A 17,417-nucleotide genomic window follows, 5' to 3' on the forward strand; every position below is an offset into this window, starting at 1 on the left:
AAGTCTGAAATATTTGAGGGTTAAATGGCTTGTTTCAAAAGTGAAAAAGGAACTTTTTCCACAGGTTTTCCACAGGTTTTCCACAGGGCAAAATGAGGGCGTTTGAGACTTAAAGGAAAACTGTAAGTTATTACCTTACACTGACTTAGCTTGAAAAAAAGTTCTTTTGAGCAATTGCCAGACTAGCATACTGAAGGGGGGAGCACAAGAAGAAATCCACAGGCTTTTTCTAAGCGCTTGCGTTGCTTTGGGAAAGTCCTGATACCCTAAAATCAGGGTCTTGGGCCGTTGGTCGTTTTGCCCTTCACGTTTTCCAAAATACCTTGAACCCAAGACCTTTTTCGTAACTGCCAAATAGACAACGCCATAAAGCTCTGTAAGAATCCGACATGAGGTTGGGGACAGACCAGCTTCCCACATTGGTTGGAACTTTCCCCGGGGTTGGATTCATTTCTGCAAATCAACACTTTTTCATTGACTGGTTTTTCTGTGTGGAGGTATGTGCTTTTTATGTCATCCCATTGCATTGGTTCACATCGCCTGACTGCCTGGCTGATTTCGATTATCCTTTTGATTCCATTTGGGTTGGTTGAATATTTTGTCGTTCCGACGGCTGTTTTTGCCCAGTCGGCTGGGCAAAAAGAAGAACGCCCGACCAAACCGGCATTGAAAAAAAGCCCTGGGGCACAGTCCGATGACGATGGGATTGTGATTAAGTCAGACCTGGTGTTGCTGGATGTGGCTGTCTTTGACAAGGACAATCATTTTGTGGGCGATCTTACCAAAGACAATTTTCAGGTGTATGAAGACCAGGTTCAACAAACCATTGAAAGCTGCACGCGTGAAGAAGCCCCAGTCAGCCTTGGATTTGCAATTGATACCAGTGGTTCTATGCGTGCCAAGCTCCAAACCGTGGTCAAGGCCGCGCTCTATATGACCAGGTCGGCCAAAAAAGGCGATGAGTTTTTTGTCGTGGATTTTAAGGAGAAAGCCGAACTGGTTGAAGAGTTTACCACCCGCATCGGAGACATCCAGGATGCACTCGACAACCTGATTGCCAATAGCGGAACGGCGATGCTTGATGCGCTGGCGGTCTCAGCCGAATATGCCCACAAGGAGGGGAAAAACCGCCGCAAAGCGGTCATTGTGATGTCGGATGGCGATGACCGTGACAGCTTTTACAAGACCAAAGACCTGATTCAGTTGTTGCATGAGTATGATGTCCAGGTCTATATCGTCGGGTTTCCGGATGAATTACCTGATTCGGGAGGGATTTTTCGAAAATCACAACGTGAGAAGGCTGTAGAGCTGATTTCCAGTCTGGCCAATGAAACAGGTGGCCGGGCGTTCTTCCCGCAGTCTCTGGCCGAATTAGACGAAATAGCGCGGCAAATCAACACCGACCTGCGAACCCAATACACGCTGAGTTACACTCCGACCAATGACAAAGCTGACGGCACCTATCGCAAGATCAGTGTCAAAGCCATTGATCCAAAACGCAAATTGGCGGTGCGAACCCGAGCTGGTTACACCGCAGCCAGGGAAGATCGGCGATAAATGAAGAATGAAGAATGAAGAATTGAGAAGCAGTAACCTCTTATTTTCTACATTCTACATTCTACATTCTACATTCTACCGCCCTGTGCAAAAAAACTTTCAGTGGCTGTGGAAAACTTGTGGAAAAAGTTCCCATCCTGTGGAAATGTAACCCTGATGAAAATCACAACTTTACGCGCAACTCCAAGTCTGGTGCGGAGTAATCAAAAAATACACTTGCTTTTTCCCGATGGATTACGGACTTAAGTTTTCCACAGAGCCTGTGGAAAACTTGTGGAAAACTTGTGGAAAACATTCTGCAGAGTGCTCATTTCCAAAGGAGTTAGACGGCTTTGAGGAAAATAGAGGCAACTGGAGTGGAAGGTTGGTGTTTTGGGAATTCCCGTCCTGTTTTTGAGTAAAATAGCCCGAAGTTGATTCAGTTTCTCTCTATGCGAATTGTAATTGTTGATGATGAACCATTTGCCCGCGATGAGCTTCGGTTTTTGATCGAGCACCATTCGGATTGCCAAATCATTGGTGAGGCTGAAGATGGCCCAAGTGCCGTGCAGTTGATTGAATCCACGACGCCTGACGTTGTTTTTCTGGATATTCAAATGCCGGGAATTAACGGGTTTGATGTACTCCGCACCCTGCAGCTTGAGCAATTGCCGCAGTTTGTGTTTGTCACGGCTTATGATCAATATGCCGTTCGGGCTTTTGACGTCAGCGCAACTGATTACGTGCTGAAACCTGTAGCCGAGGATCGGCTTGGCCAGGCATTGGAACGGTGCCGGCGTCAGTTTCAACAGCCCTCTTCAACCCAACCTGCCCCTTCCCTCCCCCAATCACCCTCTGGCTCCATACCCCAATTGAACCAAATTCAATCACTTCTGGCGGCTTTACCTCCACGCTCGACCTTTGCCCGGCAAGTGGTTGGGCGAAAAAATCAGCGGCTGTTTATTCTTTCAGTGGATGAACTGGTATGCCTCGAAATGGAGAGTCAGTTGTTGTTTTTGGTCACTGAAAAAGACCGGTACTGGTCAAATGAGACATTGACAGATTTGCTCAATCGCCTTGATCCAGAACAGTTTATCCGGGTTCATCGGCAGGCTGCCGTGCGATTAAGCGCTATTCGCGAACTCTCCCCTCTCTCAAATGAACGCATGTTGTTGCGGCTTTCCAATGGTCACGAGGTCAGTGCCAGCCGAAATTATCTTCCGGATTTAAAAAACCGACTTGGGCTGAAGTAGGAATGAAGAAAGTGGTTAGTGGTTAGTTCTTGGTTCTTGGTTCTTGGTTCTTCTTCGAAAGTATTGATTTCTAACCACTAACCACTAACCACTTTCTTCATTCTTCATTTTCTTTTATGGGCTTAAAAACGTAGCGAAAGATCATATTGGTGAGTTCTTCGATCAAGACGTGTTTGTCTTCTTCAGATCGGTTGCCTGAGAGCATGTATTCATAGGCCACAGCATCAACAGCGTGGTTAATGACTCGCGACGCAATGTTGACATCTACTTCATTGGTCAACCCCTGACTTTCGCAAGTCGCCAGAATGTCCCTCAATTGATGAATTGATTTTTCAATAAATTTTTTTCTCAACTGGGCAATTTCTTCATCCTTACCAGCTAACTCCTGGATAACTCGTGTCAGTCCTGGTGTCAGGCATTTGTTGTAAAAAGCACGGGCCACCGCTTGTCGAATTTGTTTGCGTAAGCTTGGCAGGGTATGGTCATCGGCCTGAAAATTGCTGAAGACGGCATCAATGCGTTCACTGAGCAACCGTTCCAAAACCAGCAGTAAGACCTGTCGCTTGTCGGTGAAATACACATAAAACGAGCCAATGCTCACCTCAGCCGCCTGGGCAATGTCATTGGACGTGGTTTTTTCAAAGCCACGTTCATTAAACAGCTTCAAGGCGGCTTCGATGATTTTTTCCCTGGTTCGGCGGCTGCGTGCCTGTTTGGGACGGTTGACGGCTTCAGTTGCAGTTGATGGGGTAGATTCCTGGAAATATGAATTCATAAAATAACAACAATCTTTGCGACTTCTTTTTCTAATCCCTGGGCAAGAAATACCGACAGATTGGTGATGCCTGTCATTGGATAACAAGCTGCCTGGATGGTTCAGACGTGAATATTTTCGGAGAGAGTTAGGCGACAAGTCGAAGGTGATAACGGTAACCCGTGGATAATCAAGATGGTACTAGACAATTTTCAATCTGTCATGACGCGCTTGACCTGGTGCATCAGAAGGCATAGGGCTGAAGAAGTCGGGCTGAAGAAAACGGGCTCAGGGTATTGAACCCGTTTTCTTCCGCCCCAAACCCGAAGTTTTCAGCTCGAAGTCTTCAGCCCTGGTTTTATCTCCGGTTTTTTTTCTTGACAAAATGAACTTGAGTTCATATTTTACGTTTATCAAAACTGAATAAAAGTTCAAGTTCATTTTGGATGAATTCATCTTGAATCTTCCAAAGCTCTTCTGGCAACTCTTTCCAAACTTAATGAGGTGAGTGATATGGTGCGTGCATTTGTGACCCGTTTGATGCTTGTGGTGGTAATGGTGGGATTGGCCGTGGTGCCGGCGATGGCCCGCAATGTGAGCAAAAAGATGACTTTGCCCCGGGCTTGCGTCATTCAAGGTCAGACCATCAATGCGGGGACCTACACCGCAAAGTTTGTTGATGACCAAAATAGCGAACTGGTGATTCTGGACGGCAAAAAGGAACTGGCCCGTGTCCCCTACAAGCTGACCTCCCTTGAGAAATCAGCCGCCAATGATGTCGTCGTCTTCAATAACCAGAACGGCACGCGCAGCCTGAGCCGAATTGAATTTAAAGGGCTGAATGCGGCCTTACAGTTTGAGTAAGTACTGAATTTTCTAAGTCGTAGCAACTCCTCCTTAAACGTGTAGCGCTACATTTTTTTGATTCTTTACGGGACGTTTTCCGCCAGGAAAACGTCCTTTTCTTTTTTTGTCGAATTCATTCTGAAGTCAGGTTGTTAGGTTGACAATATTGTTATATTGATGTAACAAATTCAAAACCTTTACTCTGTGTTCATTCCGAACTCAATTTTTCAATCACACGGCACTTTTTAATCGAATTTTATCTTCGCTCCCCGCCAGCGAAGGGCACCAGAAGTTGTGCATTTTTTTACACACCTGCAGATCACAGACCTCCCTCTTTGAGGAGTCCAGTGTTTGGGCCATGAAATTTTCAATCCACCAATAATTTGTGCCAGAAAAATGCAGTTCGACCCCCGGGAGGAGAATTATGCGTCTTACAGAAAACCTATCCAGCCGCGCCAAACGCCTGGCTGGATTCCTGATGGTGCTGACACTGCTTGGCTTTGCCGCCATGCCGTTTCTGTCCGCACCCTCGTCCCTTGCCAGTAGCGGCAAAGGATTGATCAACAAAGTATTTTCAACTTCTCGACAGGAGAAGTCTGTTCCTCAAGAAGAGAAGCAGAAAGAATTGACCAATGAAGAGAAGAATGCCTTGATTGAGACTGAACAAAAGAAAAGCCAGGAATCAGGTGATTTTTCGAAAGCTGGTGTTTTTGCGCCGCACGTTCCACTCGCTCCTTCCAACGATATGTGTTCTGGGGCCGTTGTGGTTCCGGCAAGCGGTCCATTTCCTTATGTGAGCCCATTGGTCAACGTGTTCTCAGCCACCAGTACCAACGACCCCGTTCGGACGTGTGGAATCGCCAGTGGTGCGCTCGGATCTGATTTTCTTGGAACCTGGTTCAGATTTACACCGACCACGACCGGTTTGTATCGGCTCATGACACAAAGTGTCGGTGAGACCGGTACCGGCCAGCTTCCAAACACTTTTTTTGCCCCAGCTCCTACCTTTACTTCTTTGTCTCCATCAGGGTTAACCTCTTTTCCCGTTGATACGGCAATGGCTATATTTACGGCACCATCATGCGCAGGACCGTTTACTCAGCTTGTGTGTAGCGATGATGGGGCGGGAGGTGGTCAGTCGTTGATTCAGGCCCAGTCATTGACGGCTGGAACTGATTATTACATCCTGGTTTACCGCCGTGATAATCCAGGCCCTGGTGGTACGTCGCCACTGCCTTTGCAACCGCCAGCCAATGGCGTTCAGCTTTTTGTTTCAACCAATACACCGCCCAATGATACGTGCGGTACCGCCGGTTCAACGGCTGAAGTCCTGACCCTTGGTACCATTGTGCCAGGTACCTTGCAGGGAGCCACCAATGATTACACGGTGACTTCTGGCGATACAGGGTGGACCACCAGTCCCGCTGGAAACAATGCTGGGAATCTTCCAACTACCGCACCTGGGCGGGATACGGTATATAGCTTTACGGCGCCTTCGGCTGGTCGTTATACCTTTGAATTGACCAATGCCACCCCTATCTCGACTACTATTCCAAATGCAATGATCTATTTGTCAACCACCTGTCCGGCGGCTGGTGCGCCGGCCACTGTGACAATCTTTGCGGCTGGAAATCGGTCAACCATCAATGAAACCATTTCGTGCGTGAGTTTGACGGCTGGACAACAAGTCTTTTTGTTTGTTGATGATACTGGTTCAACTCTACAAAATGGCTACTTTTTGCAAGTAACTCAGTGCAGTAATTTTGAAAACGAAGCGACGACAGGCAACAACGACACTACCGGAACGGCGACGCCGTTGACCTGCGGTGTGGAAGGCCAGATGGGCACCTCAGGTGACATTGACTTTTACTCGGTGACGGCTGCGACGGCAAACTCTCGATTGTTTGCGATTGTCAATGGTGCCTACAGCAGTTCAACGGGTGAATTTGATCTGCGGGTGACCACCACCACCGACACGTTGCAGTCTGACACGGATGACAACACGAATCAGTTTGGTGGATCTTCGCCAAATTTGGCCGGTGTGACGGTTCCGTCTGGAACATCCTTCTTACGGGTTAACACCTCCAATGCCGCGCCGTATGAAATTTTCCACGTGGTGCAGCCGCCATCGGCGATGGCGACGGCTGAAACCGCAATGGCGAACAATTTCTTTGATGATCCTGATGTTCAAACTGGGGGATATTTCTTTGGGGCACTCAGTGCTGTAACTGATGCCGACGTCTATAAATTTACCGCCACGGCTGGAGACACCATTTTCGTCAGTGTGGACCCAAATCCAGATCGTCTCGATACAACAAGCACCTTTAACCCGGCCATTGATTTGATTGACACCAATGGGAACTTGCTTGACCGGGCAAATGATACGGCTGGGAGTTCTTCAAATGCCTCTGGTGCTGGAAGCCTGACTTCAGCCACCCCCAACTCAACTTCTGAAGCCCTGATCTTTGTGGCGCGCTATACCGGAACCTATTATGTCCGGGTCTTTACGACGGCTGGATCGTTCCCGACCAATACTGCTCCAGCACCGGTTCCACTGGTGGCGGACTATTTGTTGTCAGTGGCGCTGAATTGCACCCCGCTTTCAGCCGGCCCAGGCAGCACAACGGTAACCTCAATCAACCGTCAGAGCGCGACCAACCCGGTGTGCGGAACGCCAGCTAGCGTGACCTATCGGGTGACGTTTGCGGCGCCAGTGAGCGGTGTGACCAACAGCAACTTCAGCCTGACAGATGTTTCAAGCAATCTGACGGGTGAATCAATCACTTCAACCACAGCGGTCGGTGCCGCACCAACGGCGACGTGGGATGTGGTTGTGAACACAGGAACGGCGGCGGCGGCAACCGGGAACGGTATGCTGCGGCTCAATATGGCCAATTCAACCGGTGTGACCCCAACCGTAACCGGCCTGCCGTTTATCACGGGTCAGACCTTTACGGTCAATGCCACACCGACAGCCGATGCCGGGCCAGCCAGCTATGGCACGGTCTGTACCGGAGCCGCCGTCAACTTGACGGCCACGGTTCCAACCGTTGGCACTGGATCCTGGTCAGTTCAATCCGGACCAGATACCAGTTCCACCCAGTTCAGCAATACCGCTTTGGCGACGTCAACCTTTACTCCAACGACTGCCGGCAGCTATACCCTGGCCTGGACGGTGTTGAACGGCCCGTGCGCCAATGCAGTTGATACCGCAACCTTGACGGTGAATGCTGGACCAACGGCGTCAAATGCCGGGCCAGATCAAATGGTTTGTCAAACGACCACCGCTGTCACGCTAGCCGCCAACGTACCATCGAGCGGTTCAGGGACCTGGTCGGTCATTAGCGGACCAAGCACCTCAAGTGCTCAGTTTGCAAATACAGCCGTGGCAACCACCACCTTTACGCCAGTCACGCGACCTGGCACCTACACGCTACAATGGTCAATTGCTCCGGTTGGCGGAGGCTGCCCGGCCTCAACCGATACGGTGGTCATTAATTTTGTGGCATCACCGACAACAGCCAATGCCGGTCCAGATCAAAGCCTGTGTATTTCATCCGCACCAGCCACGCTGGCGGCCAATACGCCGACGTTTGGATCAGGTGCCTGGTCGGTTGTTTCAGGTCCATCAACTTCAACTGCCCAGTTCGCCAACGTGAACAGTCCAACCACGACCTTCACGCCGACTGGCAGCGTCGCTGGTGTGTACACGCTGCAGTGGACGATTGCCAATTCACCATGCCCATCTTCCACAGACACGGTTGTGATTACCTTTACAGCCACACCAACCACGGCCAATGCTGGTCCGGATCAATCGGTCTGTAATGACGGCAGCGCGGTTCAACTTGACGCCAATACACCAGTCGTCGGCTCTGGAAGCTGGACGGTGGTTTCAGGACCAGACTTGTCAACAACTCAGTTTGGAAGCATGACTGATCCTGACACGACCTTTACCCCGGCTGATGGCGCGGGTGATTACGTCCTGCAATGGACCATCACCAATGCCCCATGTCCGGCTTCAAGCGATACCGTCACGATTTCAGTCACCTCGTGTCTTGAGTTGCCATTCCTGTTTGTGGCGGATACCAACAATAACCGAATTCAGAAATATGATGGCACCACCTGGACGGTGCTTGGAACGGATGTCTTAAACGGCATTGACGGCTTCAAGAACCCAGAAGCGGTGGCAGCCGGCGATGGCGGCAACCTCGTGTTTGTGGCCGATACCGGCAACAACCGAATTCTGCGTTCAGACGATGGTGGTCTGACCTGGACGGTGATTGCCACAACGGGTTCAACCATCAACCCGGCAGCCGTCAAAACCCCATCCGGTGTGGCACTGGATGCAGCCGGCAACCTCTATGTTTCAGACACCGGCAACCAGCGCGTGTTCCGACTGGATGGCGGTGTTGCGGGGCCGGCAATTATTTTGGCGGCTTCTGGCACAGGCGCTGGACGTGTTTCAGCTCCGCAAGGGCTGGCGATCACAACGGCCAATACCTTGTTTGTGGCCGATAGTGCCAACAGCCGGATTTTGAGCATTGCCAATGCTGATGTGGCAGCGGCCAACACTGGAACGACCTTTGCCTCATCTGGTTCAGGTCTGGCTCAGGTTCGCAACCCACAGGGCGTCGGCGTCAATGCTGCTGGCGATCTGGGAGTGGCCGATACTGGAAACAACCGGGTGTTGCTCTTCCCTGGTGCGGTTCCAGGTCCAGCCACGGTGCTGACAACTTCGGGTGTGAGCCTTGGTCAAACCCGGTTGCCGGAAGGGATTACCTTCTGCCTGTTTACCACGGGTGCTTTTGCGGGTGATACGTCAGTCATTGTTGGCGACACAGCCAACAACCGCATTGAAGGTCGCATCCTGGCCGGTGGTACCTGGCAGCTTGTGACCGGAAATCCAAATCCGCCACAAACGGCCACGGTTGGTAGCTCGATTGGTCAGTTCCGCGCCCCAAGCAAGATTAGATAAACCAGTTATGAATTATGAAGTATGAATTATGAATGAAGTTTCTGAGTCATAGTTCAATTCAATAATTCACAATCAGAAAGAGTTGAGCGGGCAGATGTTGTGAATCAGCAACACTGCCTTCTCAACTCTTTCTTTTTTTAGGGTTCAGGGTTCAGGGTTCAGGGTTCAGGGTAAAAGACAAACGGGATAAATGCAGATAAAATATCAGCGAGGTACTATTTTAAACCATACCTTCCAAAAACCCTGAACCCCGAACCCTGAACCCTGTTTTCAAAACCCTGAATACAATGACTCGTGCTGAACTCGAAAATCTTCTTCGCGAATTTCAACAAGGCCATCATCAACTGGAAGACATTGTCGGACGGTTGGAAGGCTGGCCGTCTGAGGATCTTGGTATCGCCACTGTTGACCATGCCCGCTCGGCCCGCCATGGATTTCCAGAAGTCATTTTTGGCGCTTCAAAGTCAAAAGAGCAGGTCGTGACAATTGCCAGGTCGCTCCTTGGTCGGAGCCCCAATGTCCTGATTACCCGAACAACTTTTGAGGTGTATGAGGCCATCCTGCAACTTTCCCCGGCAGCCCAATTTCACGAGGCGGCTCAGGCAATTAGCATTCGACGGGACCAAACGATGCGGGGAAAAGGATTGATTCTGGTGGTGTGTGCTGGGACTTCAGACATTCCAGTGTGCGAAGAAGCCGTGGTCACGTGCGAGACGATGGGAAATCGAGTCGAGCGGTTATTTGATGTTGGCGTGGCTGGGATTCACCGGCTTTTCAAGGCACAAGACCGGCTTCGTGAGGCGCGTGTGGTGATTTGTGTAGCTGGAATGGAGGGCGCCTTGCCGTCGGTTGTCGGTGGATTGGTGGCCGTTCCGGTGATTGCCGTTCCGACCAGTGTCGGCTATGGTGCCGCCTTTGGTGGGCTTTCAGCCTTGCTTGGGATGCTCAATAGCTGTGCTTCCAATGTGACCGTGGTCAATATTGACAACGGGTTTGGCGCCGGGTATGTGGCTTCGATGATCAACCGGCTGTAATTTTGGGTTCCGGGAAAACAACCAAAAGGACGAAAAGGACGAAAAGAAATTCAGTTCGAAAACCCGGAACCCGGAACCCGGAACCCGGAACCCGGAACCCGGAACCCGGAACCCGGAACCCGGAACCCGGAACCCGGAACCCGGAACCCGGAACCCGGAACCCGGCACCCGGAACGAATACTGGCACCGCTCTCAGATTCCTTTGACGGAATGGCTGTTCCCGGAGGCAGATTGTACTGATTATTCAGTGGATCCATGGTGTCTTTCGTCCGTGAAAAAGTCTCAACCTTGTCGCGTCTGACGATTTCAGCTTCAACATAGAGACCAGCCTGCTTGCTGGTTCGTTCAAAAAGTTTTTTGGCCTGTTTGCTCCCGTCACCATCAAATGGAAGAAAGGTGAAACCGGAAAGGATGCCGTAGCCTTTCTTTTGGGCTTCTTTTGAAAGCGCCTGTTGTTTGGTGTAGCTCTTTGCTTTTGATTCTGGATTTTCATATTGCAGAAAATCCAGGGCCGTTTGTTTATCAACCAGATAGCCCTTCACTACCTGGCGTCCAACGGGTTCCTGACCTATCGCTATCAGCGAAAACGACAAGACAAGACCCACCATCAAAGTGATCATCCATATTGTGCGTGTCATAGTGTGCTCACTTTCATCCTATCTTCAGCGTGGAAACCCGGTCCTTTAGGGCCGGGAGGAAAGGCTGCTCCTGCTTTGAAGTAAAGTTGTGGTTCTGGCCCTCAACCGAACACAGTTCGTTTTGATGTTGACGCTGTCGGTGAGACGAGTCCCGTCAATTGCACCCAGAGCGAAATACCCGCTACTGCGCTTGCCGGTGATAAACCCGATTCCTTTCACAGTTTGAATCAAATCAAACTTGCGCAGCCCAAACAGCTTGCTGGTTGGAATCCGTTTCTGGCTGTGTTTGCCGGTGGTTTGCTGATAATCGCCGTTGCTGACGTGACGGTTGACGAAAACATTTCCGTTCCCGGCTTCTACGACTTCGCCATCCTCACAACAAATGGCAATCGCATCAGTGGTGTGAGACTTGGGCAACTTCAGGAACTGCTCGCGCTTGTATTTGGTTTCGTAGCCGAAGGTTGGTTCAAACTCCCAGCCGGATACCTTGAGTTGGGACGCGATGATCCCCGCTTCGGTCGCCGGTTTGGTCACATTTCGTTTCGGTTTGATCTCAAACTTTCCCTGGTGCAACGCCTGATGACAGGTCAGGCACAGCGTGAGGAGATTTCCGTGATGGTTACCGCCCTGACGACTCTTGAACTGGAGGTGATGGACATTGAGTTTGAGGCTGTGGTTGATCTTTTGTCCGCTTTGACACTGGTGGCCGTCCCGGTGCAGCACGTAGGCTTTGACATGATACCAGTCCTTGAGCGGTCCGTTTTGATATTCAACTCCGGTTACCTCCGGATTGACCAGCTTGTGAATGTCGAAACTTGCCGTTTCCACCTTCCATCGAGTCACAGGTAACAGCCGTTCCACCTGTCGTCGTTCCCGAAGATGCGACTCGACTTTGCTCCGAATCGAAGGTGGCAACCGGCCCGGGCGGCGCGATGCTCCCCGATTCTCAAATCTCGCCTGGCGATAGCGTGTTTTTCGGCTGCGCCTGGTCCGGCGATAGGCTTTGCGTTGTTCCATCTTGCGCGAAACATCAGTGCGTAAGGTGACTTCCGCCTGATACATCACTTTCCCATTCGCCACCGCCGCTGTGCCAACCTTGGCGCTTCCACTGTCCATCCCAGCCACCACTTCCTGCTTGTACTCCGATGAACCAAACCGCAGTTTGATGGTAAATGGCGTTTTCCGAACCACTTTCGCCTTCCCCTCTTTGAGCAACCACCTCGCCTTGGCCGGCGACGTCGGCATCAACGGTTTCCCCTCACAATTCAAAACATAGACAAAAACGAACATAAGAAAAATGTCCTCTCTTCTCCTTGCGGAGAGTTGCGCGTATCAACCAACTGTGACCATTGGTTGAATCCGTCCTCCTCTCGACCGGATATGGGAAGGTTTGACGTGACGCGCACCGGAATTCCCTCCCGTTCCTTTTAACACGTTACCGTAGAGCGGCGGACTGAGGCGGCATCCGCCGGTACCTAATTTCTTCCCTATCGGTTCCCTGGATTTCGCCAGGGGGTCTGGTCAACCGAGGCTTGAACCACACCCAAACACCTCGGCCACTCCAAGCGTGGCATCGGGCCTTGGCACGACTCAAGCCTGGCCCTTTAGGGCCGGGTAGTTGACTTGAATATTTTGTTTTCGGGGGGCTGGATAATTTTTGAGGCTGAAGACATTGGGCTGGGGGCTGAAGAAGTTGGGCTGAAAACATTGGGCTGAGAGGCTGAAGATTCGCAAGCTCAGGGCTGAAGGAAATGGGTAAAACCAATCTCAATCCCTCGTTGTCTTTAGCCCGAAGACCTCAGCCCAATGTCTTTAGCCCCCAGCCCCCAGCCCGACTTCTTCAGCCCGATGTCTTCAGCCCTGTTTTTCAATGCCGGTACCCGGCACTGACTCCGCTCAAGCCTGGGGCATAGATCAATCCGTTGAGAAACATTTTGGTTGACGCATGCCAGATGAACCGGAAGTTGGGTTCGGTTGCAAACAGGATCACGTGTCCGCCGCCAACCTGTTCTTCAACCACGTATGCGGTATCCTGGATGAACTGGTCGGTGTTTTTTTCCCAGATGTAGCCTGACAAATACAAATTTTTTCCTTCGAAGGTCAGGACGTTATTTCCGGTGTCGGTCAATTTAAAGAAGTTTCCAGAATTGACCAGCACCGGCAAGACATCCTGATCATACCCAAAGGTCAGGAAGTGATCCCGGTTCACTTTGGCTTTCATAATTGCACCAGGGACTGGAAGCGGTTCTGGCTTCTTCTCTTTTTTTCCGCCTTTTGGTTTTTCGTCGGATTTTTCCTTGTCAGCTTCGGGCTTTTTGTCAGAGTCCTTCTTGTCGGCATCCGGTTTGTTTTTTGATTTTTCAGGTTTTTCAGTGTCTTTGGATTTTGAATCCTCAGTATCGTCAGATTTTGAATCGGTTCTGGCTTCCTCTGGTTTCGAGTCTTCGCCATCCACAATTCGCGCACTGGTCAGGGCCACGTCTTTGTCAGCCGCAAACGCGGAGGCATTTCCCAGACAAATGAGGGTGCCGCCTTCTTCGCACCATGCTTTCAGTTTTTGGATTCCACCTTCGCCAAAGCGTTCTTTGTAGGCATAAGGGCTGCCATCCGCCAGAATCAGCACGTTGAAATCAGCCATGCGAATGCCCTTAAAGACATCAATTGAAATGGGTGTGAACTCAACCCCAAATTCTTTTTCCAGCAAAAACCAGGTCGCGCCATAGGACGTCTGGCTCACGCCTTCGTTGGCGATGATGGCAATTTTTGGAGCTTTTAACGTGAAGACTGATTCCGAACCAATTCCAGTGATGCCAGTGTCGGTGTACGCTGTGTTGATGCTGTCAACGACAACGCCAAGTTCAACTGCCAGCTTTGCAATGCGGGTATGGAGCATTTCAGGATTTCGCTCGACCCGAACAATAAATGCCCCGCCTGGATAGTCTTTCCCGCCGGCTCGTAACGGACGCACCGCCGTGGCTACGCGGTAGCCTTCGCTCAGCAGTGTCAGCGCCAGTTTGTCACCGGCTTCAGTATCAGGTTTAAACACGTAAGCGGTGGTTGCACGAGCAGGCGCTTTGGCTTCAGGGATAATCGGAACGGAACGGCTTCCAGCGGTGGTATTTGGCTTTGAGGCCAGCATCAATTGGGTTGTGTCAACCTTGACGACATAGTCACCTTTGACAGCAGCGGCTTCTTCAAGCCAGTACGCATCAACGCCATAGGCCAGCGGCAAGGACCAGGCCGTTACATCATAGAAATCCTGCTCTTCTTTTGGGGCGCTGGTCCCGCGACGTTCATTGCGTTCGCGCTTTTCCTTCTGGCGTTTGAGAAACTCATCATCTTGCGGCGTGTGTTGTTCCAGGAGCGCTTTGGCAATTCGGGTTTGGGGTTGATTGAGTGTGACGATGTAACTTCCGGCTGGAAATTCACGGTTGCCAGCGGCTGACCCAAAATAATCATGGACTCCTTTGGCGGAAAATGATTCGCCGGCTTGTTGAACTTCAATCCCGTTGCGAAGCAGATTGGCCACCAGTTTGCTGGTCCGGCCAGGATCTTTCCCCGGCAACAACACAAATTGACGGATTTTGCCTTTCGTTCCCTCTTCAATCCCGGTTTTGAAAAACTGGTAGTAATCAAAGAGCCGGGCTTCACGATTGGCGGCAGCCGTTTCAATTGTAGCGAGGCTGGCGGTGACGTGCCGGGCAATCCCATCGCGAAACGTGACGTTGGTGCCGTCATCACGTCGCCAGTTGAGTCCTTTCCACCCGCCGCCATCGGTTTCGTATGTCATTCCGGTTGCGCCGTTTAATGCCGGCCAGCTATCCCAGTACCCTGGATAAAACAGATCAAACACGTCACGGACATAGTAATTCCACCCATATCGGTCAAAGGCCGATGCATTGCCACGTCCGATCACATCCAGCCATTTGTTGGTGGTTTCCTTTGGCAAATTTGGGTTGATGGGCAGTGCGGCTGGCGGGAAAAAGAAATTGGCGGTTTGTCCGTGGTGATCGGCTGAAATCTGTGGATGCCACTCCAGAAACGCTTTCATCGAAGACTGTGATTCGATTTGAGAGCTGGCAATCAGATCACGGTTCAGGTCAAACAGATAGTGGTTGTTGCGTCCATATACGCTCCACGGCTCATCGTGCTCCATTGCAAATGGTTCAGCCCGCCCAATTCCAACCGCGTTGTACCAGGTAGCAAATCGCTCGTGACCATCAGGATTTTGGGCCGGATTGATGAGCACAACCGTGTTTTTCAGGGCTTCAACAATTTTTGGATCCTGGCTCGCAACCAGTTGATACAACGTGTGCATGGCAGCTTCAAACCCGGCTGATTCATTGCCGTGGATGTTATAGCTGAGCCAGACCACAATTGGTGTTTCGGCTGCCAGTTTCCTGGCATCGGCTTCAGACAGTGTCCGTGGGTCAGCCAGTTTGGCGACATTGGCTTTGATCTGGTCGAGACGGGCCATATTCTCGGGAGAACTGATGGCCAGCAGGTACATGGTCCGGCGTTCAGCCGTGCGTTCGCGCTCAATCACCTTCAATCGGTCTGATTTACCGGCATACTCACGCAGCACGCGCTCAAAGCTGGCATAGTTGGTGTGAAATTCACCGGGTTCGTATCCCAGAATTTTTGACGGGCGGGGAAATTCTTCCCGGTAGGGACCCCGCGCATAAAAATCAAAGCTGGCGGGGCTGGTTGCCAGTTGTGGAGTTGGCGTTTGAGCCAGTGCCGGAGCAACAGTTGCTAGACCGGCAAAGAGCGATAAAAAACACGCAGCAAACAGGAAAAGACGTTTCTTCATAGTTTTATTGACGTGAATGAAGCCTGATTGAATTGAGATGTGTGGAGTTGTTTGACCCAATTCCTATGGTACATAACCACGGAATTCTGACAACCAAAATGACAAAATGACAGGAGGACAGGGGACAGGGAGACAGAGAGACAAGGAGACAGGGTGACCGGGTGACCGGGTGACCGGGTGACAAGATGACAGGGAGACAGGGAGACAGGGAGACAGGGAGACGGCCAAGATAACGGTTTGAGGCCCGCAGGGTCGCCGTGGTGCGAAGCCCACGGTTCTTGGCGCCTATGGGTGATAAGGAAAAGGGAGCCCCGAAGATTATCTCCGTTGCTCCCTTGATTGTCTGCTATTTGCCTGGGCCTGTGCAACAAACAGTTCGTGTTGCCTTACTTTTGTCCCCGGCTCTTTTTCTCATTGCTTTGTTTGACAACCGGGGTTTCGGATGAATTCTGAGTGCCGTTTTGTTTTTGCTTTTCGTCGTCTTTGTTAAAGGTTTTGACCTTGCCGCCAGCCGTGGTCAAGGTGGCATCCGGCGTCGTCAGATCAGTTTTCGGCAGGTTAAACATGGCTTCGATTTCCGGTTTGAGTTGCTCGTTTTTGGTGAGCACGACACCATCTTTATTGACGTCATAGTTGGCACCAAAAATTTCAGTCTTCATTCGTGCCAGCAATCCCTTGCGTTCAACCAGGGTTTCCTTGGTTTCAGCCGTTGGACTTGGATCGGGAACTTCCATCCCAAACCGTTCCAGGAATTCAGCCGCTTTATCCCGATATTCGCTATTGGGGAACTCTCGCACCAGACGTGAAAAATACTTGGCGGCTTCGGGGGTGTCTTCCTTCTCAACCAGGGCCGAACCGACCAGGAAGAGCACTTCGTCAACATAGGAAAATTCAGGATATTTTTTCAACATATCCCGGCCACGCGAAACAACCGCATTCCACCCCTGACGGTACTTGAAGTAAAACCGGGTGATGCCCAGTTCGTGCATGCCGAGCTGCTCGCGGACAAATTTCAGTTTGTCTTTGACTTCGGGGTTGAGGTCGGTTTGGGGGTATTCCTTTTGAATCCGTACCAGTTCGCGTTCAGCCGCGCGGGCTTCGGTCCAATCCCGGTTTGGGGCATCAACCTGGCGGATGTGAATATCGGCAATTTTCAAGAGCACATCGTCGGCCAGTTGATGATTTGGGAAAAACTGCAGCCATTCACGATATTCCACTTCAGCCTGAGCCAGATTGGATGAGCCGCCTTCGCGATAAAACGAATCGGCAATCAGGAGCTTGGCTAGAGGCAGAATCGGGCTGTTGTCATAGGTACTGATCATGGTGTTGAGCAGGATGCGGCCTTCTTCATAGCGTCGCTTTTGAATCGCCTTCAGCCCGTCAACGTAAATTTCCCGGTCACGTCCATCGCGTGGGGCTTCACTTTCAACCTTTTTGGCCGCCTTGTCGCCGCAACCAATCGCCTGCAGCGCCAGCAGACCAATGCAGAATCCAATCAATATCCGTTTGAATGCCATAAACTTCCTTTGTGAAAATGTTTGTCGTCTTCGGGGCAGTCGTTTGGTCAA

At 51.0% G+C, this 17,417-nt stretch carries 10 protein-coding genes; 5 read left to right on the forward strand and 5 right to left on the reverse strand.

What is annotated here, in order from left to right; translation table 11 throughout:
* Positions 1–510: 510 nt before the first annotated feature.
* Entirely contained in the window at positions 511–1,557 is a 1,047-nt protein-coding gene (locus HY774_09780) for a VWA domain-containing protein (GenBank protein MBI4748767.1), read from the forward strand.
* Positions 1,558–1,988: 431 nt separating this feature from the next.
* Positions 1,989–2,789 (forward strand): response regulator, encoded by an 801-nt coding sequence (locus HY774_09785; GenBank protein ID MBI4748768.1) that lies wholly within the window; start codon positions 1,989–1,991, stop codon positions 2,787–2,789.
* Between the two features lie 97 nt (positions 2,790–2,886).
* Here the strand turns inward: HY774_09785 and HY774_09790 are convergent, their stop codons facing one another.
* The gene (locus HY774_09790) at positions 2,887–3,564 is read right to left on the reverse strand and encodes a TetR/AcrR family transcriptional regulator (GenBank protein MBI4748769.1); all 678 of its coding nucleotides are present in this window, start codon (positions 3,562–3,564) and stop codon (positions 2,887–2,889) included.
* A 492-nt stretch (positions 3,565–4,056) separates the two neighbouring features.
* Here HY774_09790 and HY774_09795 point away from each other — a divergent pair, with 492 nt between their 5' ends.
* The 3 genes from HY774_09795 (at position 4,057) to larB (ending at position 10,398) form a co-directional block, all read left to right on the forward strand.
* Positions 4,057–4,407, forward strand: a complete 351-nt coding sequence (locus HY774_09795; GenBank protein MBI4748770.1) for a hypothetical protein — start codon at positions 4,057–4,059, stop codon at positions 4,405–4,407.
* Positions 4,408–4,813: 406 nt separating this feature from the next.
* Positions 4,814–9,364, forward strand: a complete 4,551-nt coding sequence (locus HY774_09800; protein MBI4748771.1) for a hypothetical protein — start codon at positions 4,814–4,816, stop codon at positions 9,362–9,364.
* Positions 9,365–9,651: 287 nt separating this feature from the next.
* Complete coding sequence (gene larB, locus HY774_09805; protein ID MBI4748772.1) at positions 9,652–10,398, forward strand: nickel pincer cofactor biosynthesis protein LarB; 747 nt, start codon at positions 9,652–9,654, stop codon at positions 10,396–10,398.
* Positions 10,399–10,448: 50 nt separating this feature from the next.
* Here the strand turns inward: larB and HY774_09810 are convergent, their stop codons facing one another.
* The 4 genes from HY774_09810 to bamD form a co-directional block, all read right to left on the reverse strand.
* Positions 10,449–11,036, reverse strand: a complete 588-nt coding sequence (locus HY774_09810) for a hypothetical protein (protein MBI4748773.1) — start codon at positions 11,034–11,036, stop codon at positions 10,449–10,451.
* A gap of 45 nt (positions 11,037–11,081) precedes the next feature.
* Complete coding sequence (locus HY774_09815; GenBank protein MBI4748774.1) at positions 11,082–12,326, reverse strand: RRXRR domain-containing protein; 1,245 nt, start codon at positions 12,324–12,326, stop codon at positions 11,082–11,084.
* Between the two features lie 577 nt (positions 12,327–12,903).
* The gene (locus HY774_09820; protein MBI4748775.1) at positions 12,904–15,849 is read right to left on the reverse strand and encodes a hypothetical protein; all 2,946 of its coding nucleotides are present in this window, start codon (positions 15,847–15,849) and stop codon (positions 12,904–12,906) included.
* Between the two features lie 386 nt (positions 15,850–16,235).
* Positions 16,236–17,366, reverse strand: a complete 1,131-nt coding sequence (bamD, locus tag HY774_09825) for an outer membrane protein assembly factor BamD (GenBank protein MBI4748776.1) — start codon at positions 17,364–17,366, stop codon at positions 16,236–16,238.
* Positions 17,367–17,417 lie beyond the last annotated feature (51 nt).

This window comes from Acidobacteriota bacterium (assembly GCA_016208495.1).
Taxonomy (GTDB): Bacteria; Acidobacteriota; Blastocatellia; order Chloracidobacteriales; family Chloracidobacteriaceae; genus JACQXX01.